This is a genomic window from Nannocystis pusilla (assembly GCF_026626665.1).
Lineage (GTDB): Bacteria > Myxococcota_A > Polyangia > Nannocystales > Nannocystaceae > Nannocystis > Nannocystis pusilla.
Window position 1 is genome coordinate 8,826,052 of the sequence record NZ_JAPNKE010000002.1, and the last position, 23,980, is coordinate 8,850,031.

Consider the following 23,980-nt stretch of genomic DNA (forward strand, 5'->3'; position numbering starts at 1 on the left):
AGACCCTCCGCGGCCGCGGACGCGATCGCCGCGAGTTGCCGCGCGTGCCGATCGCCCTCAGTCTTGCGCTCATGCAGCACCGCCGATTGTCACCCCTGAGCCTGCTGTTCTGGATCGGCGTGGCCTACGTGCCCGCGCTGTCCGGGTACTTCTTCGGGCCCGACCGCTGGTACCACCGCCTCCACAAGCCCGACTGGACGCCGCCCGACTCGGTGTTCGGCCCGGTGTGGCTGACGCTCTACGCGACCATGGGTCTCAGCATCTACATGGTGGCGCGCAAGGACAAGCACCCGCTGGTGCCGTGGGCGATCGGGCTGTTCTTCCTCAACCTGCTGCTCAACGCCGCCTGGTCGCCGCTGTTCTTCGGCCTCCACCGCCCGGACCTGTCGCTGGTGTGCGTGGGGGTGCAGTGGTTCGCGCTGATGTCGATGACCCGCGCGTTCTTCAAGATCCGCCCGGCGGCAGGGTTGCTGCAGATCCCCCACCTGCTGTGGGTGTCGTTCGCGTTCGCGCTGAACGCGGCGATCTGGAACCTCAACCGTTGAGCGTGGGCCGGTTGAGGATGTCCCAAAGAGCATGTCCTGGAGGGCATGTTCTGCGGGACATCTCTAGGTGCCGGCCGCGGCCGTGAGGTCGAGCGCCGCGGCGGGCTCGGGGTCGGCGGCGAGGCGCTCGTCGGGCTCGCAGCGGTAGCGAGTGATCTGTCCGTCCTCGGCGATCTGCACGCCGTACTCGCCGGTCCACACGCCGAGCTCGCGGCGGAGGTCGAGCGCAGCGCCGGGGGCCTGGGGGTCGAGCCGGCGTGAGCCGCCGTCCCAGGCGACGTCGAGCACGGGCCGACCGGCGCTGCAGCGGAGCTTCAAAGCGGTGATCGGGGCGCCCTGCGGGCGCTGCGCGGGGTGAGGGGCCGATCTCGCAAGGTGACGAGGTGGACCTGCGCGCAGCGAGCGGCAGGGTCGTCGCTCAACCGACAGCGCTCGTCGAGGCCGGCGCCATCGCCGGCGCACCACGAGACCAGGGCCTCGCCGTCGAAGCCGCGGTGGAACGGAGGCCGACAGCGGACGCGGCGGAACTTCGGGGTGGTCGCCCTGATGGCGCCGCGCGGGAGGTAGAGGTCGGCGTGGCTCGGTCCGCCGTGCCACGCCCAGACGTCGAGCAAGACGCCGGCGCCGACGTCGACGAGCGCGCCCATGTCGGACTGGCCGCCGTCGACTCCGACCTCGGCGGCGTGTCGGCTGTTAAAATCGTCGCCGCGCACGGTGTAGAGGTGATAGCCGGGACACGGTCGGATGCCGCCGACGACGCGATCGCGGCACGGCACCGGCGCGCCGATGGCCGCGATCACTGCGTCGTCGGGGGCGAGGGCGAGCACCCGCACGCGGTCGCCCTCCCAGGCGGACAGGGCGGCGGCGGTGAAGCGATCGAGGATGCGCGCGCCGGTGACGGACAGGTCGGGAGCGAGGGTGGCGGCGCCGAGCAGGCCGCTCGGCGCCTCGAGCTCGGCGACGTAGGCGAGCCAGGCCTGACCCTTCGCGGTGCTCACCGCGAGGTCGACGATCTCACCCTCGGTCCGCAGGACGTGCCTCGGCGGCGCGAGCGGGCGGCCGCGCGGGTCGAGCTGCTGCGCGACGATCTCGCTGGCCTCGCCGTCGTGGCGCGACCACGCGACGAGGACGCCGGTGGGGCTGGCGGCGTAGTCGAGCGGGCCGGGCGTCGCGAGGTCGGGAGCCGCGGCGACGTCCGGCGGCGGCGGCTCGGCGGGCGCAGGCGCGGCCGGGCGCTGCTGGACTGCGATCGCGGGCTCCGCGTCGACGCGCGGCGGGGGTTCGGGCGCGGGCCTCGGCGAGCTCGACGGACAGGCGAGGAGCACGAGCGCGCCGGCGAGGTATCGGCGCGAGGTGAAGAAGCGGCCGAGCATGCGCCGAGGGTAACAAGAAGCGCGAGACGTGCGCGACGAGGGCGGTACAATCGTCGCGTGGCGAACGAGCGACCGCTGCGAGAGCTGGTGAGGAGCCGCGGCGTCGACGATGCGTGTCGCGTGATCGATCCGGCCGATCCGCAGCTCGAGGGCCTGCTCTACGAGGGCCGCCGCGCGATCGTCGGAGACGCGCGGGCGGCCGAGCTGGAGGCGCGCGCTTGCATTCGGGCCGGCCGAGTACGCGGCTTGGCGGGCCCAGCAGCGGCGGCCGCTCGATCACATGATCTCGGGCGCGCCGCTGTCCAGCGAGGCGCCGGCGCCGTTCGTGCTCGACCGCGTCGCGTGCCGCAGCGTGTGGAGCTTTTATCAGTGCTTGAAGCTGGAGGAGACCGATCCGGCCCGCGCGGCGGTGGCGGACGGGACGTCCGGGCGGCGGCGGGTCGTCACGGGCGGGCGGCGGTCGTTCCGCTGGCGCGGCGAGGAGATCGCGGTCGGCTCGCCCGCACACGGGGCGCTGATCGCTCGCGCGACCGAGGCCAAGCTGCTGGCCCACGCGCACGTGCGCCAGGCGCTGCTGGCGACCGGGATGTCGCTGCTGTACATGGGCCAGAGCGGGGGGACGGCGCTCGGGCGCTACATGCCGCTGGCGCTCATGGTGCTGCGATTCAGGCTGCAGCAGCGAATGATATGAGGTTTGCGATCGAACATGTCATGAAGAACATGTTCTGAGGGTCATGCGAAGCGGCGGGCGAACGGGCCCATGGTGCGCTGCTCGAGGCTGGTGTCGAGGACGGCGAACACCACGCGCTCGAAGGCGCCCCGGAACGGGCCGGTGAGTGCGGCGTAAAACTGGTCGGCCACGAGCTCGGGGTCGCAGCCGAAGGCGCCGCAGCCCCAGGCGCCGAGCACGACGCCGTCGTGGCCGTGGCGGGCGGCGAGGGCCAGGACGCGGGCGATCCGCTCGGCGAACACTTGCGGCAGCTCGGCCTCTCGCGCGGGCGCGCGGCTGCGCAGGGCGTTGCGGTTCGGCGCGGCGGCGGTGATGAAGCCGCACTGCCACGGCTGCTCGAGCAGCGGGCCGTCGTCGCCGCGGAACACCGGGACGGCCGGCGAGTAGATCATCGCGTCGCCGTGCATCGCGTCGTGCCAGCCGCCTTGCTCGCCGTACATCGCCCGGCCTTCGAGACACACGTACAGCGCCGAAGCGCGGCACAGCGACTCCTCCTGGGCTCGCGCACCGGACAAGAAACCGCCGCCCGGCCGGCGCGCGGAGGCGAAGTTGAGGGCGACGACGTCGAGGCCGTCGTCGTGCATGCGGCGCGCCGCGACCAGGGTGCTGTCATTGACGACCTCGATGCGGGTCGACCGGCGACCGCGGGGCGCGAGGTCGAGGGCGAGCGCGGGCGGAATATCGGCGGTGTCGGCGATCGCCCGCGCGATCGCGTCGCCCAGCGCGACGACGCGGCCCGACGGCGCGGTGTAGCTGCCGGCGCGACAGGCCTTCAGGGCTTCCGCCCCCATGGCCGCGGCGTCGGACCGTGAGATCTCACGAGGATCGCGCATACGGTGAGGATCGTCGATTCACCGCTCGGCGTCCATGGATCGGGAACGCGCACCGATGATTCGCCGGATTTGGTAGCGTGACGCATGATCCGCGGATTGCGCGAATTCTCGTGGGCGGCGTGGCTGGCGGCCGGGTCGATCGGCGGCTGCTCGGGCGGCGGCGACGGCAGCACCGACACCACGGCCGCGACGACCACGACGGGGACGACGGAGCCGCCGGCGACCACCACCGAGGCGGCGAGCGACGCGACCACCACGAGCGGAACGACCGCCGAAGCCTCGACGAGCACGAGCACGGGCACGACGGCGGCGCCGACGACGGGGGAGCCGACGACCGAGGCGCCGGCGACGACCGACGGGACCACCACCACGGACGGCACGACGGGCGCGGCGGGCAGCGCGGGCTGTGGTGTGATGAATCCTGCGAGCGGGCCGCTGACGATCGAGGTGCAGGATCAATCAGGGCAGTACATCGTGTCGCTGCCGCCCGACTACGACCCGAACACCCCCTATCCGCTGGGCTTCGGATTCCACGGCCGCAATCGCACCGGGCCCAATTGTCAGGACGGCGACTGCGCCGGGTTCCAGGCGGCGATGGGCGATCACGCGATCCTCGTGTACATGACGTCGCTCGGCGGGACCGGCTGGGAGGGCGACGGGGAGCGCGAGATCAACGCCGAGTTCTTCGCCGCGGTGCTGGACCGGCTGACCAGCGAGTACTGCGTCGACGAGGCGCGGGTGTTCGCGGCCGGCACCAGCTCGGGCGCGCACTTCGTCAACATCCTCGGCTGTCGGTTCGGCGACCGGCTGCTGGCGATCGCGCCGGTGGCCGGCTATCTGCCGGAGAAGGACGATTGCGTCGATCGGGTCGCCGCGCTGGTGATCCACGGGATCGCCGATGTCCACGTGCCGTTCGCCAACGGCGAGGAGGCGCGCGACTTCTGGCGCGAGCGCAACGGCTGCGACGCCGCGACGACGCCGCCGATCGCCGAGGTCCACGCGGCGGTCGAGGCCGAGCCGGAGAGCCACGCCTGCGCGACTTACGAGGGATGCGACGCCGGCCAGCCGGTCGTGTGGTGCGAGCACAGCGAGGGCGGTTACGACGGCACCACCCACGGGTGGCCGCTGTTCGGGGGCCAGCAGATCTGGGAGTTCGTGCAGGGCCTGTGACGCCGCGAAAGCGGCCGCGACCGGCGAAGCGCCGATCGCGGCCGTGGGGTGGGCGCTGCGCGGATCAGAGGCGGTCGGGGTCGATCACGAGGTCGAGGCAGATCTCCACGTCGATGAAGATCAGGCCGTCCTCCTCGTGGACCTCGATGTTCCCGTCGATGTTGTCGTCGTCGTCGTCGTCGTCGTTCTCGTGCTTGTCGTTGTCGTCGTCGTCGTGGTCGCCGCCGCCGCGGGCCTTGAGGTCGTCGTCGGCGTGGCAGAAGGCGGCGCCGCCGGTGTCACACTGACTGCGGCAGGTGGCCAGGCGCTCCTCCACGCAGGTGTCGAAGTCGCCGGCGCGGGCGCGGTTGGCGATCTCGCTCTGGCACAGCGGGGCGACCGCCTCGGCGGAGCAGCTCGCCAGGCACTGCGGACCTTCGACGAGGTCGCACGAGTAGGAGCGGTTGTCCTCGTTGAGCACGAGCTGCGCCTGGAAGCAGACCATGATCGCGATCTGGTCGTCGCCGCCGTGGTCGTCGTCGTCGTCGTCGTCGCTGTCGCCGTGGCGGTCGTCCCACAGAGTCTCCTGGGCCTGAAGGGCGAGGGGACGCGCCATCGTCGGCTGGGAGGTGACGAACGGCAGTGCGAACGCGAGCGCAGGGGCCAACATGAGAATGTTGCGAGACATGGTAGCAATCCTTTCTTCCGGATGACGGCGAGTGAACTCCCGCCGCCGCTCCCGACTCGAAGGATGATTGCGTCGCGCGGCCGAGCAATCGCGATTGTGGCCAGGAACGGCCGAGCGGGCCCCTCGCCGCGGTCCGGAGCGGCGAATAGACCGGTGATATCGCGTGTGCCGGCCGGTCGCCGGACGAGGCCGCGCGGCGACGAATTGCCGCTCTCGGTCCTGCGGGATGTAACGCGCTACACAATATACATAGTCCATCATGTGAAACGCCCGCCGCGCCGCCCCGATCGGACTGCGCGCCGCAGCCCGCGTCCGGGCCGCCGGCGACCCTCCCCGGCGAACTGGCCGGATTCATTGGACAAGCGGCGCGCCCGCGGCGGCCCCGGAGCCCGCCGCGCACGCCCGGGCCGATCGAGGCCTCGTGTCAATCGTCGGTCTTTACATATGAGCCGTCGCCCACACGAGGCCGCGGCCGGCCGCGAGTGCCCGCCTGTGCGACATTCATCGCACCCGCCGCGCGGCGACCGGCGCGCCGTCGTGATATGTATATATGTCTTCATGGACAGGTTCTCCGGTCGCACGACGGCCGACGGCGGGTCGTCATGGGCGTCCGCGAGGTCGTCGGCGCGGCTCCGGGTCTGCACCCGCGCCGTGCCGTGCCGCGGAGGTGTCGCCGGCGGGAGGGTCCCATCCTTCGCAGCGAGGGCGAGGCATGACATGAAGGTCCTGGGGCGAGCCCCGACGCCAGGACGAGCGGACCTGAGAATTTTCGCTGGGCGTGAACCGGAGGGGCACGGTCCCCGACTGTCCGCAGTGAGACACGATGAACCGCGAGACCGAACGCATCCGTCACGAACTGCTGGCGCTCCGCTGCCGGCGAGGGGAGCCCGCCGCGCTGGCCGAGCTGGTGCGCGCGTGGGAGCCGCGGCTGTTCTTCTACGTCCGACGGATGCTCGTCGACGAGGAGGAGGCGTGGCCGGTGATGCAGGAGGTGTGGGTGGCGGTGCTGTCGCGGATCGATCGGCTGCGCGAGCCGCAGTGCCTGCCGCAGTGGCTGTACACGATCGCCCGCAACACGCTGATGACCCACCTGCGCGGGCGCTACGCCGAACGCGAGCGGGCCGGGCCCGAGGCGGCGGAGCCGATCGACGAGGACGACCCGCTGGGCCGCTGGGCCGACGCGGAGCAGGTCTACGCCGGGCTGGCCCGCCTGCCGCCGGTCGACCGCGAGGTGCTCACGCTGTGCTTTTTGAACGACCTCTCGATCGCCGAGATCGCCGAGGTCCTGACGATCCCGCCGGGCACCGTGAAGTCCCGGCTGTTCAAGGCGAGACAGGCCCTGCGGGCCGTGCTGGAAGGAGAAGGGTGATGGCTGACCGTTCGGACAGGTTCTCTGACGCGCTGCTCGAGCTCGAGCAGGCGCACACGACGGCGGGGCTGCGCGAGCGGCATCGGCGGCAGATGGAGGCGATGCTGGTGCGCCCGCTGACGCCGCCGCAGCGGCTGCTGCACGGGGCGGTGGCGGCGGCCGGGCTGGCGGGCGCGGGCGTGTGCACCGCGCTGGCGCTGACCGAGCCGGATACGCTGCCGCCGCTGACCCGGGCCGCGCTGACGCTGCTCGCGGCGTTCGGGGCGAGCTGGTCGCTGTGGGCCGCGGGGGTGCTGCGGCGCGGGGCGGTGCATCGCCGCCGCGATCGCGGGGCGGCGGCGCGGATGGCCTTCGGCTTCACGCTGACCACGGTGTTGATGACCGCGGCGCTGGCCGCTGCGTCGCCGGGCCAGGGCGCGCTGGCGATGCTGGTGGTGTCGCTGGCGCTGCTGGTGACGGCCGCGGTGGTGATGCTGATGCACGCGATCGAGCAGGCCGAGCTGCGCGGACGCGAGCAGGTGCTCCAGCTCGAGCTGCAGGTGCTGACGCTGATGGCGAGCGTCCGCGGCCCAGACGGCGATTGTGCATAGTTCGCTGCAGGGGGTCTTGCGAATCGCCGGACCCTCTGGCAACTTGCGCGGCCTTATGTCCGATATCGACGTCGTCCGCGCGCTCCGCAGCGAGGGGCTCGACGGGCTGGTGCGGCGCCTGGCGCTGCAGACCCGCCGGCACCGCGAGCACCCGCAGCTGGTCCTCCTCAAATACGACATGATCGAGACGCCGATGGGCGATCCGGTGGCCCGCCAGTGCCGCGGCCTGGTGGTCGACGAGGCCGACGGCTTCCGCCCGGTGGCGTACCCGTACGACAAGTTCTTCAACGCCCACGAGGGCCACGCGGCGCCGATCGACTGGAGCACCGCGCGCGTATTCGAGAAGATCGACGGGACGCTGGCGACGCTGTACTCGTACCGCGGGGCGTGGCACGTGGCGAGCGCGTCGCTGCCCGACGCGCAGGGGCAGCTGCGCAACGCCAAGCGGAGCGTGGCCGAGGCGTTCTGGGAGGTGTTCCGCGCCGGCGGCTACGCGCTGCCCGACCGCACCGACCACTGCTTCATGTTCGAGCTGTGCCTGCCGAGCGATCCGGTGCTGATCCGCCACGCCGCGCCGCGCCTGCTGCTGCACGGGGCGCGCGACCTGACGACGATGCAGGAGGCCGAGCCGGACCCGTTCGCGCGCGCGTACGGGTGGGAGCTGGTGCCGACCCACGCGGTCTCCGATCTCAAGCAGGCGCTGCAGATCGCCCGCGACCTCGACCCGGCCCGCCACGAGGGGCTGGTGGCCCGCGACGCGCGCTTCAACCGGGTGAAGATCAAGTCGCCGGCGTTCGTGGCGCTGCACCACATGCGCGGGGCGACCAACCTCCGCCACCTGCTCGAGGTGGTCCGCACCAACGAGAGCGACGAATTCCTGGCGTACTTCCCGGAGGCCCGCCCGGCCTGGCAGGCGGTCCGCGAGCGCTTCTTCGCCCTCCGCGCGGAGGCCGAGGCGGCGCTGGCCCGCGGCAAGGAGATCGCCGACGACCGCACGTTCGGCCAGTCGGTCCGCGACCTGCCCTACAGCTCGATCCTGTTCGCGGTCCGCAAGGCAAGGCGCCGTCGATCGCGGCGGTGTTCGGCGAGATGTCGCTGCAAAACTTGGAGAAGTTGCTGCACCTCGGCGAGCTCAGCCGCGAGCTCGGGGTGCCGCTCGAGCCGCGCGCGCGGACCGGTCGACGACGCGTGATCTTCTAAAAGAAAGACGTGTCGGGGGCGCGGCCGGGCGCGCTTTCGCGGCCACGCACATGGCACGGACCACGCTCGAGGGTCCTGGAGGAGCTGGCGGCGAGCCGATGGCCGTCGATGTGGAGCGGAGGCGAGCGGCTCGCAGCGCGGCGGAGAGGCCGCTGTCCCCTGGGACATGTCTTGGAAAAAATGTTCGATCGGGCATGCTCTTTGGGGCATGTCCGAAGGCGCAGCTAAAGACCGATCGCTTGCAGGCAGGCGAGGACGAGCGGGAGGGTGGCGAGCGACAGCAGGGTGGTGACGACGGAGGCGGCGGCGGCGAGCTGGGCGTCGCAGCCGGCGTTGGTGGCGATGATCGCCGAGACCACCGCGGTGGGCATGGCGGCCTGCAGGACGGCGGTGCGGGCGACGTCGCCGCGGACGTCGAGGAGGAGCAGGACGAGGCAGGCGATCGCCGGGGCGACGAGCAGCTTGATGGCGGCGATGCCGGCGAGCGGGACGGTCTGGCCGCGCAGCGAGCGGAGGTCGAGGCCGAGGCCGATGGTGAGGAAGGCGAGGACGGCGGTGGTCTGGCCGACCTGGGCGAGCGGGCGCGCGAGCGCGGCCGGGATGGCGAGGCCGCTGACCGCGAGCGCGAGGCCGACGAGCACCGCGACGATCATCGGCTGACGCAGCAAGGAGCCGCCGGCGCGGAGGAGCCGCGGGCCGAGCGGGCTGCGGACGGGAGCCCGCGGCCGCGCCATGGCGCCGGCGAAGGCGACGCCGAAGGTGAGCAGGAGGATGGTGGTGTCGACGGTGTCGATGATCACCGCGGCGGTGGCGGCCCCGCGCGAACCAGGGAACACGGCGAGGACGAAGGGGACGCCGAGGAAGGCGGTGTTGGCGAAGGCCGCGGTGACGCCGGCCGCTCCCTGGGCCGGCCGCGAGGCGCCGCGCGACCGCATGAGCAGGACGCCGAGCGCACAGGCGCCGAGCAGGGCGACGGTGCAGGCGAGCACGGCCGGGACGAGCGCGGGCTCGAAGCGCGCGTCGGCGAGGATGACGACGATCAGCGCCGGCATGGTGACCGTCAAGATGAGGCGCGCGAGCACGTCGGGCGCGCTGGTCGGGACTGCGCCGGTGAGCCGCAACAGCTGGCCGACGGCGACGAGCCCGAAGAGGGCGATCAGGAGCGGGAGGATGTCGCCGGTCGGCACTGCGCGAGTGTTTTACTCGCAATCGCCGGCGCTTGCCGCGGAGGCGAGAAGGACAGGTGACCGCGCGGGGCGGCTGGCTGCGGTGGTCGCGGACGAGGTCTTCTCTCGGCGGTCGCGCGCCGCGGGGGCTTCCGAGCGGCGGTGCTTCGGCGGGAATCGGGGCCGTCGCTACGAGCGAGAGAATGCTGTGAGACGAAGGTTGCCGCCGGAAGAGCCGGCGAACACGCGGCGAGCACATGGTCGATGGGCCATGTGCACCGCGCGGCTGCTTCGGGCTTGTCAGCACCGGGCCGATGCGCGCACCATCGAGCATGACCACGTTCATCGCGCTCCTCCGCGGCATCAACGTCGGCAGCACGCGCAAGCTGCCGATGGCCGAGCTGCGAACCCTGTGCGGCGAGCTCGGCTTCGCCGGGGTGCAGACGTACATCCAGAGCGGCAACGTCGTGTTCTCGGCGGACGGCGCGGCAGAGGACCACGAGGCGGTGCTCGAGCAGGGCATCACGCGGGTGTTCGGGCTGCAGGTCGAGGTCATGGTGCGCACGGCGGCCCAGTGGGGGCAGATCGTGGCGGGCAATCCGCTGTGGGCAGAGGCCCAGGCGGAGGCCAATCATGTGCTGCTGGGGGTGCCGAAGCGGCCGCCGCGGACCGACGCGGTGGCGAAGCTGCTCGAGCGCGCGACGGCGGGCGAGCGAGTGGTGGCCGCCGGCGAGGTGCTGTGGTTCCACTATCCCAACGGGATCGGGGGCACCAAGTGGTCGCCGGCGCTGGTCGACCGCCTGGTCGGATCGCCGCTGACGGGCCGTAACTGGCGGACTGTGCTGCAGCTGGCCGCGATGGCCAAGATCTAAAAGCAAGACGGACTCAACGACGGGCGAGCGGCCAGTCCCAGGCCAGGCCGAGCAGGCCGCGCAGCAGCGGTCGACCGATGGCGAAGGCCTCGACGCCGCCGCTGCGGATGCTGAGCGGGGGCAGGAGGACGTCGATGCCGGCGCCGCAGTGCGCGGACAGTCGCGGGCCGAGTCGCACGGCGAGGGTGAACGTCGCGGAGAGCATGCCGATCGGCTGAAAGTCGCTGGCGCTGCGGTACGGACTGATGGCGCGACCGAGGGCCCAGCCGAGCGCGAGACCGCCGCCGAGGCCGAGGCGCAGCGTGGTGCGCGAGCCGGGCTGCCAGCGCAGGCCGAGCTGCGCGCGCCCGCCGACGAGGCCGAGCAAGATCGATCCGCGGAGATCCGTTTGCCAACCGGGCGTCACCAAGCCGGTGAGGCCGCCGGCGAAGTCGAGGCGAGGTCCGAGCTCGCGCCAGCCCGTGAGCTCGAGACCCGTGAGCACACCGGCGCCGCCCGGGCCGCCGCCGACGTTGGCGGCGACGAGCAAGCCGTGGCGCTTCTCGGGAGCAGCAGGGGTGATGGGCGGCGGGAGGTCGTCGGCGAACTCGGGCAGCGCGGGTGACGGGCGGGGGAGCGGTGTGAGCGGAGGGGGTGCCGGGACTGAGTTCGAGGCCGAGGTCGCGGCGGTGGGATTCGCGGCGTTCGAGAGGGGAGCAGGGGAGGTCGGAGCGGCCGAGGTGGCGGTGGTGGGATGGGTCGAGGTCGAAGGGGTGGTTGCAGCGATCGAGGTCGCAGTGGTGGTCGCAGCGTCCGAGGTCGTGGTGATTGGGTTTGTCGAGGTCGAAGTGGGGTTCGCGGCGGCCGAGGTCGACGGCGGTACGCTCGGGGAGCGCGGGGCGTCGGGTGGCGCGGGGGCGGCCCACGGGGCCAGCGGGACCAGCGGGGCGGCGGGCGTCGAGGCGGCGGCGAGGGGCTCGGCACGGTCGCGGGTCTCGGTGTGGATCAGCTCGGCGGCGCGGAGGGCGACGAGGCCGGGTTGGCGGCCGTCGCCGATCGCAAACTCGAGGCGGCGGGGCGCGGTCGCGGCAGGATCGACGAACCACAGCGTGATGGCGGCGCGCTCGTCGTCGCGGGACAGCTGCACGGCGGCGGCGGCGGCGTGCTCGGCGAGCAAGGTCGCCATCGCACCGTCGTCGCGTCCGCGCGCGGCAGCGTCGGTGACGGTCATGCCGAGCGCGCGCAGCTCGTCGCGGACGCGCAGCTCGGCCAGGCGCCAGCGCGCGTCGGGGGCGTGGACGAGGACGACGGTGGCGGCGTGGGCAGGGCCGCTGCCGGTGAGCCAGACCGTGGCGGCGAGCAGACATGCGGCGCGGCGAGCCATCGCGCGACAAGGATGCCCGATGCCCCGGCGATCGGCGACCGCATCCCGCGGAGCTGTATCGGACCCGTTCGCGGCGCGACGACACGACGAGCCCGCGGCTCACGAACGTGGCTGAATGGACATGTCTTGAAGGGCATGTCCAGGAGTTCGTTCAAAATGAAGTGAAGAGTCCGCGCGAGGTCACGGGAGGGTGCACACCCCGAGGTGCTCGAGCCCGGGCGGGGGCGGGGTGTCCGGGTAGAAGGTCTCGCACGCTCGCCCGAAACCCGGGCAGGCGGGGGCGTCGAGGTCGCAGAAAGGGATGCAGCAGGCGACGCCGTCCTGGTCGCACTCGGCGGCGGTCATGGTGTTGGTGCAGATCTGGCCGTCCTCGCACGGGTCGGCGTACTCGCACACCTCGAACAATCCCTTCTTCGGCTGTTCACCGGCGGGCCAGCAGCCGAACTCGTGGCCGAGCCAGAGGCAGGTGTCGCCGGCCGGGCAGAGATCGAGCAGCGGGTCGCATGCGGGGAGGCACAGCGGGAGGTCGTGCTTCAGGCACGCCTGGCCGATGGGACAGGACGGGGCGGCGAAGTCGCCGGTGCAGAGCGGGATGCAGGTGCCCTTGTGACTGAAGGGATCGATGTCGTGGCAGTAGAGGCCGAGGTCACACGTGTCGGGCCCGAGGTACCCCTCGGCGAGCATCTGGCACGGCTCGCCGAGCTGATCGGGGTCGGAGACGATCGGCGCGCAGACGATGCTGTCGGCTTCGAGCGGCGGGGGGCCAGCAGCGGTGCACTTCTCGCCCGGGGGGCAGTCCTGGGCCCACACGTCGCACGCGGCGGGCGGATCGGGCGGGACGATGAAGCTGCCGTCGTCGGTGGTGGCGGTGCAGACGAAGGTGCAGTCGTCGGGGACGCCGGAGCTGAGGGTCGTGAGATCGGGGCCCGGCGAAGAGCCGGAGGCCGAGGAGATCGAGGCGCCGGAGGGGGTCTCCGGCAGACCGTCGGTCGCGAATGTGGTGGCTTCGCCGGGGCTCGACGGGTCGATGCCGGTGGTGAGGATCGGGTCGAGAAATCCCGGCCCGCAACCGGTGTGGAGGATGGCGAGGAGGAGCGCCCGGCGCATGCGAGGATAGGTCGCGCGAGGCCGGGCGGATGGCTCAGGAGAATTCGCTCGCCCAGGGCGGGACGGAAGGGTCCGCTGCGGCGTCAGGGGAGGGAGCAGGCGGTGATGAGCGATGGAATGTCGGCATGCGCGTGGAGTCGCGGGAGGCGACGGCTCATGCCTTTGGGAAAAACGCGACGACCAGCGCGGTGATTCTGCGAGCAGCGGGGCTTGGATCGCGGGATTCGGCAGATCGGCCCCGGCGGGGCGAGGGAGGCGGTGCGAGCGCGAGGCAGGACGTCCGACCGAGGTCGGATCTGCTAGCGGTGCGCGTCGAGCTCCTCGAGGCGGCGACGCGCGTCGGCGGCCAATGCACCGTCTGGCGCTTCGGCCAGGTACTTTAAACCAGTCGGCGGCGCGGGTGGGGTCGTGGTCGAGGTCGACGACGATCCGGCCGAGCAAGAAGGCAGCCGTGCGGGCGCGCGGGTCGGACGGGAAGCGCCGGCGCAGGGCGAGCAGGGCCTCGCGCGCGCGGGCGGCGTCGCCGGTGACGCGGGCGCAGTGGGCCAGGAGGTCGAGGTCGCCGGCGGCGAGGGTGCGGTGCAGCTGCGAGAGGCCGAGGCGCGCAGCGCCGGCGAGCGCGGCGGTGCAATCACCGGACTCGGCGAGGGCGAGCCATGTCGGTGATTCGGCGGGGGTGGAGCGCGAGGGCGCAGCGGCACCGGAGAGCGGGGCGCTGGGGCGGGGGAGTGATGGAGGCCGGGTCGGCGCGGAGGGATTCGCGGCGGGCTCGGCGGCGACGGGAATCGGGGCAGGAGAGGGGTCGGCGTCGGGAGGGAGTGATTCGCGGCGGGCGAGGACGTCGCTCGCGGCTGCCGGGGCGCGCAGCTCGAGGCGCTGGCCTTCACGGAGGTGCGTGGTGCCGGCGGCGTCGGTGACATCGACGCTGCCGCGGTGGACCTCGACGCGCAGGACGCCGGTCTCGGCGCTCCACGTGGCAGTGACGTCGGCGTCGGTGAGCGCGACGGTGAAGGGGCCGGCGGTGACGGCCCAGGCGCGGCCGGGGACGGGCGTGACGTGAAGCGTGAGAGCGCCGCGCTCGAGGGCGAGCTCGACACGCGTGGGTTCGGCGCGGGTGAGCCGCGCGCCGGCCCGGGCGGCCAGCTCGGCGCGGCTGTCGTCGGGGAAGTCGAGGACCAGGGCCTCGCGCTCGGGGGCCGCCAGCCAGGCGCCGACCATGACCGCCTGCTGGGCGACGGTGACGGTGAGCGGCGCGCTCACGGCCGCGGGGCGGGCGAGGAACATGGCCAAAAGGACAGCCGCGGCCAGCGGCACGAGCCACCACGTGGCGGAGGCGCGGGGCCGGGGCGCGCGGGTGAGGCGGGCGACCGCGGCCCGCTGACGCTCGCGGCGGACCGCGCCGGGGCCGTCGCCGAGGTTGCGGGCGACCTCGCGGGCGAGGCGCTGTACGGGGTCGGTCATCGCTTCACCTCGAGTTCGCGCAGGTGCTCGGCGAGCATCGGGTCGCGCTCGGCGAGCCGGCGGAAGCGGGCCTGAGCGGCGGACAGGCGGCGCTTGACGGTGGCGAGCGAGCAGTCACAGGCGGCGGCGACGTCGCCGAGCGGCTGCTCGTCGATGAAGCGGAGGGCGAAGGCGATCCGCTCGTCGGCGGGGAGGCGGGCGAGCACGCCGTAGGTCCGCTCGAGCAGCTCGCGCGCCTCGTGCGAGGCGGTCAGGGTGTGGACCTGCTCGGCGGCGGCGGTCTGCAAGCCGAACAATCGCCGCACGCGTCGGCGGCGAATCTCGCTGCGCACCGTGTTGACGGTGACCGCGGCGACCCAGCCGCGCAGGGCCGCCGGGTCGCGCACGCGCCTCAGGCCGGCGAGGAGGGCGACGAAGACCTGCTGCACGAGGTCGTCGTGGTCCTCGTCGGCCCCGAGCACGCGCCACACGAGCCGGTTGACCTGGGCCCCCACGAGGTCGAACAGGGCGGCTCCCGTGCGCGGGTCACCGGCATGCGCGAGCTCGAGCAGCGACGCCGCGGCGTCGGCCGCTCCCGGCCGCTCGGGTTCGTGATCGCTGCGGACGACTCGCAGGGGCATCCAGGTCCAGGGGTCGCACGAGCCGCCTGCGATGGCTCAGAATAACTTCGGACCTGCGGCGATGGCGCGCAGGAGGAGTGCGACGGGGCGAGGTCGGTTGCCGCGTCCGGCCGGAGAAGGCGGGCGTTGCCGGATTCGGCCGGATGTGACAGGTCGGCTCAGGACTCGCCGAGGGGGCCCAGCGGGGTTCGCTGGGTCAGCTGCCGCAGGGGGTCGCGGGAATGCGAGCGCCGAAAGCGGCGACGAGGCCGCCGGGCTCGGGAGCCGCGGCAGCCGCGCGAGAGCGCGACGGCCGGGGTCGGCATTCGCACGACGGGCGCCGACCGGTCACGGCCGAGGCAGTACGACGGCGACGACCGGAATCGGCACCCGCACGACGTGCGCCGGGCGGCCGAGGCAGTACGACGGCGATGGCCGGGGTCGGCACTCGCACGCCGTGCGCCGGGCGGCTCGGCGCGAGGGCGACGGCCGCGGCTCGCGGTCGGCGACGGACCGCATGCGCGTGACGACCCGGTTGGCACGAGCACCGCGTGCGTGGACCATGAGCGTGACGACCTCGGTCGGCACGAGCAACGCGTGCGTGGACAGAGTCGCGGCCGAGGCAGCGCGCGTCGATGGAGGTCGGCACGAGCACGGAGTGCGCGGACGGGTTCACGGCTCATGGCGGCGCGAGCGGGACGAGCCGGGTCGTGGTGACTCTCGACGTCGCGGCTCGAGGTCGTTCGCCGAGCTCGACGTCGTGGGCTTGCCGGCGTCGAGTCGGCCGTACTCGAGCGGATTCCTCCCGCCCCGTCGACGCGCGCGGATGGTCACGCGGACAGGTCCTCGCAGGGTCGCCGGCGATCATGAAGTTTTCTTTGCCGTCGGCGAGCGCGCCGCCGCGGCCGGTGATGTTGCTCGGCGACGTCGCATCGCGGACACCTGACCTGACGACCGCGATCCTCACGAGGCGAAGCAGGCGCCGTCTGCCGATTCGACGACCGCGCGTGCTCACAGCAGTGATAGCGACATCGAATCTCGGTGCTGCGAACGATCGGTCGCACTGCATCGAGCCGGTGATTCGCGGCGTCGATTCGTGCGCCCGCGGGTCGTCGCAGACGCGGCGCTGGACCGGCTTGCGATGGCAGCCGAGTCCGCTGTGCATTGATTGCAGCGTCTCGCGGACCGCGCCGCGTAGACTCACGGTTCGGGTGATAGCAAGCGCGATTCGCTTGGGCTAAGCCCCGCCGCGCAGGCAAGAGCTCGGCGTGAGCTGGCTCTTGCATCATGACCCACGAGACATCTTCACCATGCCCGAACACGTGATCTTCGGCCTCGATCCCCTCTGGCTGGCCACCGCGCTGCTCGTCCTCACCTACGCCGCGATCATGTCGGAGAAGATCAATCGCGCCGTGGTGGCGCTGCTCGGCGCGGGCTTGATGATCTGCCTCGGCGTGCTCACCCAGGAGCAGGCCATCCACGGCGTCGACTTCAACACCATCGCGCTTTTGACGGGGATGATGATCCTCGTCAACATCACGCGGAAGAGCGGCATCTTCCAGTTCATCGCGTTCTGGTCGGCGCGCAAGGCCGGCGGCGTGCCGTGGAAGCTGCTCATCATGCTCACGCTGGTGACGGCGGTGCTGTCGGCGCTGCTCGACAACGTGACGACGGTCCTGCTCATCACGCCGGTCACGCTGCTGGTGGCGCGCGAGCTCGACGTGCCGGCCTACCCGTTCCTGTTCGCGGAGATCTTCGCCTCCAACATCGGCGGCACCGCGACGCTCATCGGCGACCCGCCGAACATCCTCATCGGTTCGGCGACTTCGCTGTCGTTCAACGACTTCGTGCGCAACCTGGCGCCGGTGGTCGGCGTGCTGATCGCGCTGCAGGTGCTGGCGCTGCATGCGATTTGGGGCAAGAAGCTGCGGGCCAACCCGGAGGCGCAGCGCAAGATCATGGCGCTGGAGCCGGCCGAGGCGATCAAGGACCCTGGCCTGCTGGTCAGCTCGCTCGGCGTGCTGTTCGCGGTGCTGGCCGGCTTCGTCACCGCGCGGCAGACCGGGCTCGAGCCGGGCACGGTGGCGATGTTCGGCGCGGCGGTGCTGATGTTCCTCTACATCCGCAAGGTCCCGGGCCACGACCAGTCGCACCGCGTGCAGGACATCTTCGGCGAGGTCGAGTGGGTCACGATCTTCTTCTTCGTCGGCCTGTTCATGGTCGTCGCCGGGGTCGAGCACGCCGGCCTGCTCGACCACCTCGCCCACGGCCTCGTCGACGTCACCGGCGGCGACCGCAACGTCACCGCGGTGGTGATCCTCTGGGCCTCGGCGGTGCTGTCGGCCATCATCGACAACATCCCGTTCGTCGCCACCATGATCCCGCTGATCAAGAGCATGACCCCGGCGATGGGCGGCACCGAGGGCGTGATGCCGCTGTGGTGGGCCCTGTCGCTCGGCGCGTGCCTCGGCGGCAACGGCACCCTGGTCGGCGCGAGCGCCAACCTGACCGTGGCCGGTCTGGCCGAGCGCGAGGGCGTGCAGTTCAAGTTCCTGACGTACCTCAAGCTGGCGTTCCCGCTGATGCTCGGCAGCATCGCGGTCGCCCACGCGTACCTGTACTTCTGGTTCCTGGACTGAAGTCGGCGCCCACCGGCGAGCGACGCGGCCGCGCCCGATCGGGTGCGGCCGCGGTCGCGATCAGGGCCCCAGCAGGTCGACGGGCACGCGGGCGAGGAGGCCGTAGGGCTCCGGGGCGTCGAACCAGTGGCGGAACAGCGAGACGGGGCCGGCGAAGTGGGCCAGGAGCACCACATGTCCTTCGGGATAGGTGGCGACGCGGTCGACCCCGCCGCCCGCGGCGGCGCACACGGGCATCGACCAGCGGTGCGCGCCGCCGTCGTCGAGGCTGGCCAGGAAGGCGCACGGGGCTGTCTTTTTGGTCAGGAGCTCGCCGCCGAATTCGATCTGCCGGTTGAAGGTGCCGCCGAGCACCCAGCTGCCGTCGGGGCCGGCCGCGACCCCGCAGCCCGAGTCGACGCCGGGGCCGCCGTGCACGCCGGCCCACGCGAGCTCGCCGCCCTCGTCGTACTGGGCGGCGAAGTAGTCGGCGTCCGCGTCGGTGGCGAGCAAGGGTCCGGTGCCGAAGTCGATGCTGCCCTGAAACCACCCCGACAGGAGCAGGCCGCCGTCGGCGGCGAAGCGGACGCCGCAGCCGGCCGAGTTGCCGCTGCCGAACTGCTTCGACCAGCGATGCTCGCCGCTGTCGCCGTCGAACACCGCCAGGTAGGCGCCGCCATCGAGGAATGGACCGCCGCCGAGGTCGATCGAGTTGGCGAACCAGCCGGCGACCGCGACGTCGCCGTCCTCGCTCACGGCCAGGTCGTGGGCGCCGACGTCGGCGAGGTTGCCGAAGGTCTTCGACCACAGGTGGACGCCGCTCGCGTCGAGCTTGGCGAGCAGGAGGTCGTGCGCGTCGGCGGCGACGAGCGGGCCGCCGCCGAGGTCGACGATCGACTCGAAGGCGGCGGAGAGGAGGATGTCGCCGGCGTCGTCGAGGACCGCGCGCGGCTCGAGCTCGAGGCCGGGGCCGCCGAAGCTGCGCGCCCACTCGGGCTCGCCCCCGGCGTCGAGCTGCAGCACGAGGATGTCGCTGAGGCCGAGCGAGACGAGCGGCGGCAGGCCGGGCAGCTCGAGGGCGTCGCTGAACTCGGCGACGAGCAGGACGCGACCGTCGCTGCCGGCGGTGATCGTGGCCTCGTGCTCGTCGCCGGGGCCGCCGAAGCGCCGGGCCCACAGGAGCTCGCCCGCGGCGGTCCAGCGGGCCACGAACAGATCGAGGCCGCCGGCGCTGGTGAGGATCTCTCCGTCCAGCGGGGTGATGCCGCCGAACACGCCGGCGACGACGATATCACCCTCGTCGGTGACGACGACGCTGTGCCCGCTCACGGGGCCGGTGGCCGCGAGCGGGACCATCCACAGGCCGACTTCCTCGGGGCCGCCGCTGGTGGTTGCGTCGGTGCTCGCGCTCGAGGTGCTCGCGGTCGTCGGCTCGGCGGTGGCGGTCGGCTCGCCGGCGGTGCTCGCGGTCGCGCCGTCGCCGGTCACGGTCGAGCCCGCTGTCGTCGCGCCGGTCGAGCTCGACGTCTCGCCCTCGCTGGTGGTCGCGGGTTCGCCCGGACACGCGCTCACGAGCGCGAGCACGAGGGCGAAGGAGCAAGAGCGCGCAGGCGAGTTCATGCGTGGAATGGTACCAGGCGGGCGAGCGCCGCCGATCGAGGGCTGACGGGTGGGCGAACTCGTGCGACCATGACGCGTGCGCTCGTGGTCCCTCAGGCGGCCCGACGGCGTGGCGCTGGTCGGCGAATCGCGCGGACAGGGCGAGCCGGTGGTGCTCGTCCATCCGACCGGGATGACGCGACGTGGGCTCGCCGCGGCGGCCGAGCACCTGGCGCGGCACCTCCGCGTCGTCACCTACGACCGCCGCGGCTGGGGCGACAGCCGCGGGACGATCGCGCCGCAGCGCTGGTGGGCGACCCACGGCGACGACCTGATCGCGGTGATCGAGAGCATGGGCGAGGCGGCCGAGGTGGTGGCGTGGGCGGGAGGCAGCGCGGCGGCGATCCACGCGGCCCTGCGGCGGCCCGAGCTGGTGCGCCAGCTGGTGCTGTTCGAACCGACGATCGGCGCCGGACCGCCGCGGGCCCGCCGGCTGCGGCACCTGCGACGCGCGCTGGCGTGGGCGGCGATGGGCGAGCACCGGCGCAGCCGCGCGGTGTTCTGGCGGGCGACGACGCAGCGCGGGGTGTGGTCGCCGGAGGCCGGGCACCGCGGACTCACATGCGCTTTCGACCATGTCCGTTCGGACATCCGTGAGATGCTGCTGAGCGCGCCGGGGCCGCTGGCCGAGGAGCTGCGCGCGGGCACCGAGGACCACCTGCTGGCGCGGCTGGAGGAGCTGCGGCCGGAGGTCCACATCCTGCTGGCCGGGATGAGCGTGCGCTCGCTGTACCGCATCGCCGACCGGTGGGTCGAGCGCTGCCCGACGGCCGGCTTCCGCGGCGAGGACGACTGCGACGGGCTCTTGCCGCTGAACCGCCCGCGGGTGTTCGCGGCCTGCGTGCTCGAGATGCTCGGCTACGCCGACTGGCGGGCGATCGCGGCGGCCCGGCTGGCCGAGCTGCGCGAGGTGCTGCGCCTGCCGGCGCTCGAGCGCGTGCGCGTGAGGTGCGTGCGCAACAGCGAGGTGTTCGTGCCCGACGCGGTGTCGGGCGCGCTGCGCTGGGACCCGGAGCTCGAGACGCGGTGCGCGAGCCTGGTGGTCGGCTCGACGTACGAGGTCACCGGCGTCAGCGCGCGAGTTCGGGGTGATCGACGAGTGCGGCGAGGACTACGGCTACCCGCCGCAGTGGTTCGAGCCGGTGGCGATCGATTGGTAGGAGCGCGGGGGGCGGCGATTCACGGCCCGACGCACGGGCCGGTGCCGTTCTTCTCGCCGCCGTTCTGCCAGCAGTCCAGCCAGTCGTCGAGGTACGCCGCGCGGTCGGCGATGAACTCGCGCATCGTCTCGACGCCGTTGTAATACTGGGCGTTGGTGAACGGCTTGTTCACGTCGGTCAATGCGGCCTCTTCGATCTGCGCCGACCAGGCGTCCATGCGGGCGTGCAGCACGCTCACGTCGTAGGCCGTGGCGCGCACGTGGGCGAGCGCCTCGATGTACCTGGCGAACCACTCGGGGTCGTCGGTGACGATGTCGTAGAGCGGGCGGCCCTTGTCGTTGGGCTTGATATAGGTGTACGGGTCGACGTCGGGCTCGACGCGGTCGAAGGTGGCGTCCTTGTCCCACGGGATGATGTTGAAGCCGGTCTTGGGGTCGTTGTACACGTAGAGGTTGAGGCCGCCGGCCCAGGCGCCGTCGTTGTCGGGCATGACCGCCTCGGCGGCCCACTCGAGCACGGCCTCGTCGATGTTGAGGATCGGGGTCAGGTCGGCGAGCGTCTCGGCGTCGTCGAGCGCCTCGATGTCGCTCTCGTCGGGGTCATCCTCGTTGGTCTTCTTGTCCCAGCCGCCGCCGCGCTTGTAGAGGTTGCCCTCGGAGAGCTCGAACACGCGCTCGAGGAACTCGCTGTCGACCTTCTCGATGCTGGTGAAGAGGCCGTAGTAGTCGCCGTTGAGCATCAGGCGGGCGTTGTTGGCGCAGGGCGCGGGCAGGCCGAGGTCGCGGAAGATGTGCATCGCCATGCGGTCGCGCAAAAAGGCGCGGTTGTACTCGGCGGCGTCGAACAGGATCTTCTTCAAGCCGCGGAACCGGCCCTTCTTGTCGTAGGTGTTGAAGCCGATCTCGAACTGCATCTTGCCCTGGCCGGGCCACCAGGTCGCGTTGCCGCGCAGGCGGATCGAGGCGTAGGTGATGATCTCGTCCTGGTACTTGAACTGCTTCACCGGGTGGTCCGGGGTGTTGTTGTCGTCGCCGGCCTCCCACTCGGCCTTGAGCTCCGCCAGCTCCTCGGGGTCCAGCTCGATTTCGAAGGTCGGCAGGATGTCCTGGGCGTAGATCTCCGGGCAGTCCTTCGGCGCCCACGCCGGCGGCGGCGGATCGACGGCGCCGGTGGTCTCGTCGCCGGTGGTGGTGGTCGGCTCGTCGCCGGTGGTGGTCGAGGTCGTCGTGCCGGTCGTGACCTCCACGCCGCCGGTGGACTCGCTGCCGCCTCCGGTGGTGGTCGGATCGTCCGCGGTGGTGGTGGCGTCGGTGCCCGGCTGGACCGGGTCGGTGGTGCCGTCGTCCTCCTCGGCGCCGGTCGTTCCCGTGCCGGAGGCAGTGTCGAAGCGGGACATCCAGTCACTGTGATGATAGCGAGGAGGGTCATCCAACAGCAGCGCATATTCGACCAATCTGCAGAGGGTGGTCCGCGGTTCAAGGGCGGCGCGCCGCGGATCCAGGGTCCGCTCCTACGATGCGCGCGCGCGAAGTCGACGATTGCAGCGTAGACCCATTGATCACAGGGCGCCACGGATCCGCCTCGCGGGTGTCGAATGCGTCACGTGAGGGGTGGCCCGACGCGGGTGGTCCGCGTCACCGGGGTACGGCGGCGAAAGCCGGCGGGGCGGCCGCGGCGGGGGCCCCCGGCGGTGATTTCGGCGATGGAGTGATCGCCGGGGCCGCGCGCACGAATGCGCCGAAAGAGCGACGTCCGCCACGATCGCCGGCGGGCCCGAGCGAGGCGGACGGGGCGGGCGCTGCGCGTGTGATCCGGGCGGCCGCGGGCGACGCCGTGGAGCGGGCCGGCGACCGGGTGCGCGGCCCGATCGAGCCGGAGAATGCTCGAGCTCACGGTCCCGGAGCGCGGGCGGTCCTAGGATGGACGGATGTGAAATGACGGGCATCCCCGGCCCGAACGATCGCTGCGGCGATTGGAGCACAACCAGCGCGCCGTGGGGCGCGGCGACGGAGGGCGATGTGTCATGTCCGTAGTGACGGCAAACGTGATCGAGAGGCGCGAATACAAGTACTTGATCGACGACGCGACCGCGGCGCGGCTGCGCGCGGCGATCCGGCCGTTCTGTGACATCGATCCGTACGCCGGCCGCAGCCCGGGCGGGCGCTACACGATCGAGAGCCTCTACCTCGACTCACCGCTGATGGGGCTCTACTGGGCCAACGAGCACGAGCAGGTCGACCGCATCAAGATGCGCGTGCGCGGCTACGCGGAGTCGCCGGGCAGCCCGGTGTTCTTCGAGGTCAAGCGGCGCATCAACGACGTCATCACCAAGACCCGCGGCAGGGTGCCGCGCGCGTGCTGGGCGGCGCTGCTGTCCGACCCGGCGGCGCCGATCCCCGCCGAGATCGCCGGCAAGGACCGCATGGCCGTCGAGCGCTTCCTGGCGCTGTCGCGCACGCTCCACCTGCGCCCGTTCACGCTGGTCCGCTACGACCGCGAGCCGTACTTCAGCCGCGTCGACGACTACGTGCGGGTGACGATGGACACGCGGATCCGCGCGCAGGCGATGGACAAGTGGACGTTCACCGCGCCGCCCCGCAACTGGCGGGCGCTCGACGACGGGGTGACCATGAAATCGCCCGAGTCGCTGATCGTGCTGGAGCTCAAGTTCACGACGCAGGTCCCGCTGTGGCTGCACAACATCGTCGAGCGGCTCGACCTGACGCGGCGCTCGTTCTCGAAGTACGGGACGTCGATCAAGGCGTTCTACGGGGCGATGGACGCGCGGACCTGTCGGTTCGCGGGAGGCTGGCGATGAACCCGACCGACATGCTGCTGGCCGGCGACGCCGAGCCGTTCGCGCTCAAGAGCGCCGCGCTGGCGCTGCTGCTGGCCTTCGGGCTCACGCAGGTGCTCGGCGCGGTCTACGTGTGGACCTTCCGCGGGATGTCCTATTCGCAGGGGCTGGTCCACGCGATCGTGCTCGGCAGCATCATCGCCTGTATGTTGATGCTGGCGATCGGGGGCAGCATCGCGGCCGGGCTCGGCATCGCCGGCGGCCTGGCGATCGTCCGCTTCCGCACCGCGCTGCGCGACCTCGCGACATGATCTTCGTGTTCGCGGGGCTCGGCACCGGCATCGCCGCCGGGCTCGGCGCCCACGCGGCGGCCTTCTGCGGCACGGCGCTGTTCTGCCTGGCGGTGTGGCTGCTGACGCTGTCGGAGTTCGGCAGCCAGCGCCGCTTCGACGGCCTGCTCCGCTTCCAGCGCCGATCGGCGCCGACGAGGCGCCGGTGATGAAGCTGCTGCGCCAGTACAGCCGCTTCCTCGCGCTGGTGACGCTGCGCGAGGTGGCCCAGGGCGAGGCGATGGAGCACGCCTATCAGGTCCGCCTCGGCGACCCGCGCCACCGCGCGGCGCTGGTGCGCGCGCTCGAGGAGCTGCCCGGGGTCCAGGACGTTTCGTTGCTGCTGCAAGAGCCGACGGTGGAGATCTGAGC

At 72.2% G+C, this 23,980-nt stretch carries 22 protein-coding genes and 1 pseudogene; 13 read left to right on the forward strand and 10 right to left on the reverse strand.

What is annotated here, in order from left to right; genetic code table 11:
- Window positions 1-44 precede the first annotated feature (44 nt).
- A complete protein-coding gene (locus OV079_RS38950; RefSeq protein ID WP_267774713.1) occupies window positions 45-545 on the forward strand; it encodes a TspO/MBR family protein in 501 nt (166 codons plus the stop codon).
- A 63-nt stretch (window positions 546-608) separates the two neighbouring features.
- Here OV079_RS38950 and OV079_RS38955 read toward each other — a convergent pair whose 3' ends face one another.
- Entirely contained in the window at window positions 609-833 is a 225-nt protein-coding gene (locus tag OV079_RS38955; RefSeq protein ID WP_267774714.1) for a hypothetical protein, read from the reverse strand.
- 26 nt (window positions 834-859) lie between these two features.
- Window positions 860-1,918, reverse strand: a complete 1,059-nt coding sequence (locus OV079_RS38960) for a hypothetical protein (RefSeq protein WP_267774715.1) — start codon at window positions 1,916-1,918, stop codon at window positions 860-862.
- Window positions 1,919-2,198: 280 nt separating this feature from the next.
- Here OV079_RS38960 and OV079_RS38965 point away from each other — a divergent pair, with 280 nt between their 5' ends.
- Window positions 2,199-2,609 (forward strand): NADAR family protein, encoded by a 411-nt coding sequence (locus OV079_RS38965; protein ID WP_267774716.1) that lies wholly within the window; start codon window positions 2,199-2,201, stop codon window positions 2,607-2,609.
- 41 nt (window positions 2,610-2,650) lie between these two features.
- Here the strand turns inward: OV079_RS38965 and OV079_RS38970 are convergent, their stop codons facing one another.
- Entirely contained in the window at window positions 2,651-3,481 is an 831-nt protein-coding gene (locus tag OV079_RS38970; RefSeq protein WP_267774718.1) for a TIGR02452 family protein, read from the reverse strand.
- A gap of 84 nt (window positions 3,482-3,565) precedes the next feature.
- Here OV079_RS38970 and OV079_RS38975 point away from each other — a divergent pair, with 84 nt between their 5' ends.
- The gene (locus OV079_RS38975; protein WP_267774719.1) at window positions 3,566-4,651 is read left to right on the forward strand and encodes a CE1 family esterase; all 1,086 of its coding nucleotides are present in this window, start codon (window positions 3,566-3,568) and stop codon (window positions 4,649-4,651) included.
- 64 nt (window positions 4,652-4,715) lie between these two features.
- Here the strand turns inward: OV079_RS38975 and OV079_RS38980 are convergent, their stop codons facing one another.
- Window positions 4,716-5,318 carry a hypothetical protein gene (locus tag OV079_RS38980; protein WP_267774720.1) on the reverse strand — a complete coding sequence of 201 codons (603 nt, stop codon included), beginning with the start codon at window positions 5,316-5,318 and terminating at the stop codon, window positions 4,716-4,718.
- Window positions 5,319-6,141: 823 nt separating this feature from the next.
- On the opposite strand from OV079_RS38980, the gene OV079_RS38985 reads away from it, so the two are divergent.
- Genes OV079_RS38985 through OV079_RS38995 form a run of 3 tightly spaced genes read left to right on the forward strand, consistent with a single transcriptional unit; the run spans window position 6,142 to window position 8,469 of the window.
- Window positions 6,142-6,687 carry an RNA polymerase sigma factor gene (locus OV079_RS38985; protein WP_267774721.1) on the forward strand — a complete coding sequence of 182 codons (546 nt, stop codon included), beginning with the start codon at window positions 6,142-6,144 and terminating at the stop codon, window positions 6,685-6,687.
- Window positions 6,687-7,277: a hypothetical protein gene (locus OV079_RS38990; RefSeq protein ID WP_267774722.1), complete on the forward strand. Its 591-nt coding sequence runs from the start codon at window positions 6,687-6,689 to the stop codon at window positions 7,275-7,277. Before OV079_RS38985 ends, OV079_RS38990 begins: the two co-directional genes overlap by 1 nt.
- A gap of 55 nt (window positions 7,278-7,332) precedes the next feature.
- Window positions 7,333-8,469: an RNA ligase gene (locus OV079_RS38995; protein ID WP_267774723.1), complete on the forward strand. Its 1,137-nt coding sequence runs from the start codon at window positions 7,333-7,335 to the stop codon at window positions 8,467-8,469.
- 232 nt (window positions 8,470-8,701) lie between these two features.
- On the opposite strand, the gene OV079_RS56585 is transcribed toward OV079_RS38995, so the two are convergent.
- Window positions 8,702-9,664 carry an AEC family transporter gene (locus OV079_RS56585; protein WP_267774724.1) on the reverse strand — a complete coding sequence of 321 codons (963 nt, stop codon included), beginning with the start codon at window positions 9,662-9,664 and terminating at the stop codon, window positions 8,702-8,704.
- Between the two features lie 311 nt (window positions 9,665-9,975).
- Between OV079_RS56585 and OV079_RS39005 the strand changes: the two genes are divergently transcribed.
- Window positions 9,976-10,515, forward strand: a complete 540-nt coding sequence (locus tag OV079_RS39005; RefSeq protein ID WP_267774725.1) for a DUF1697 domain-containing protein — start codon at window positions 9,976-9,978, stop codon at window positions 10,513-10,515.
- 13 nt (window positions 10,516-10,528) lie between these two features.
- Here OV079_RS39005 and OV079_RS39010 read toward each other — a convergent pair whose 3' ends face one another.
- The 3 genes from OV079_RS39010 to OV079_RS39020 all read right to left on the reverse strand — a co-directional run bounded on the left by OV079_RS39010 (window position 10,529) and on the right by OV079_RS39020 (window position 15,066).
- A complete protein-coding gene (locus tag OV079_RS39010) occupies window positions 10,529-11,878 on the reverse strand; it encodes a hypothetical protein (RefSeq protein WP_267774726.1) in 1,350 nt (449 codons plus the stop codon).
- A 180-nt stretch (window positions 11,879-12,058) separates the two neighbouring features.
- On the reverse strand, window positions 12,059-14,446 hold the full coding sequence (locus tag OV079_RS39015; protein WP_267774727.1) for a FecR family protein: 2,388 nt from the start codon (window positions 14,444-14,446) through the stop codon (window positions 12,059-12,061).
- Complete coding sequence (locus OV079_RS39020; protein WP_267774728.1) at window positions 14,443-15,066, reverse strand: RNA polymerase sigma factor; 624 nt, start codon at window positions 15,064-15,066, stop codon at window positions 14,443-14,445. The genes OV079_RS39015 and OV079_RS39020 overlap by 4 nt, the downstream gene beginning before the upstream one ends.
- Window positions 15,067-16,355: 1,289 nt before the next feature.
- Here OV079_RS39020 and OV079_RS39025 point away from each other — a divergent pair.
- Window positions 16,356-17,684 (forward strand): ArsB/NhaD family transporter, encoded by a 1,329-nt coding sequence (locus tag OV079_RS39025; RefSeq protein WP_420829575.1) that lies wholly within the window; start codon window positions 16,356-16,358, stop codon window positions 17,682-17,684.
- A 60-nt stretch (window positions 17,685-17,744) separates the two neighbouring features.
- Here OV079_RS39025 and OV079_RS39030 read toward each other — a convergent pair whose 3' ends face one another.
- Window positions 17,745-19,283 carry a hypothetical protein gene (locus OV079_RS39030; protein WP_267774731.1) on the reverse strand — a complete coding sequence of 513 codons (1,539 nt, stop codon included), beginning with the start codon at window positions 19,281-19,283 and terminating at the stop codon, window positions 17,745-17,747.
- Between the two features lie 76 nt (window positions 19,284-19,359).
- Between OV079_RS39030 and OV079_RS56590 the strand changes: the two genes are divergently transcribed.
- Entirely contained in the window at window positions 19,360-20,625 is a 1,266-nt protein-coding gene (locus OV079_RS56590) for an alpha/beta fold hydrolase (protein WP_338088984.1), read from the forward strand.
- A gap of 5 nt (window positions 20,626-20,630) precedes the next feature.
- On the opposite strand, the pseudogene OV079_RS39040 reads toward OV079_RS56590, so the two are convergent.
- A pseudogene (locus OV079_RS39040) lies at window positions 20,631-21,878 on the reverse strand (CotH kinase family protein); the annotation flags it as partial.
- A 648-nt stretch (window positions 21,879-22,526) separates the two neighbouring features.
- On the opposite strand from OV079_RS39040, the gene OV079_RS39045 reads away from it, so the two are divergent.
- Genes OV079_RS39045 through OV079_RS39060 form a run of 4 tightly spaced genes read left to right on the forward strand, consistent with a single transcriptional unit; the run spans window position 22,527 to window position 23,978 of the window.
- The gene (locus tag OV079_RS39045) at window positions 22,527-23,300 is read left to right on the forward strand and encodes a polyphosphate polymerase domain-containing protein (RefSeq protein WP_267774733.1); all 774 of its coding nucleotides are present in this window, start codon (window positions 22,527-22,529) and stop codon (window positions 23,298-23,300) included.
- The gene (locus tag OV079_RS39050; protein WP_267774734.1) at window positions 23,297-23,590 is read left to right on the forward strand and encodes a hypothetical protein; all 294 of its coding nucleotides are present in this window, start codon (window positions 23,297-23,299) and stop codon (window positions 23,588-23,590) included. Before OV079_RS39045 ends, OV079_RS39050 begins: the two co-directional genes overlap by 4 nt.
- Window positions 23,587-23,778, forward strand: coding sequence for a hypothetical protein (locus OV079_RS39055; protein ID WP_267774735.1), 192 nt, complete (start codon window positions 23,587-23,589; stop codon window positions 23,776-23,778). The genes OV079_RS39050 and OV079_RS39055 overlap by 4 nt, the downstream gene beginning before the upstream one ends.
- Window positions 23,778-23,978: a hypothetical protein gene (locus tag OV079_RS39060; protein WP_267774736.1), complete on the forward strand. Its 201-nt coding sequence runs from the start codon at window positions 23,778-23,780 to the stop codon at window positions 23,976-23,978. Before OV079_RS39055 ends, OV079_RS39060 begins: the two co-directional genes overlap by 1 nt.
- The last annotated feature ends 2 nt before the right edge of the window (window positions 23,979-23,980 follow it).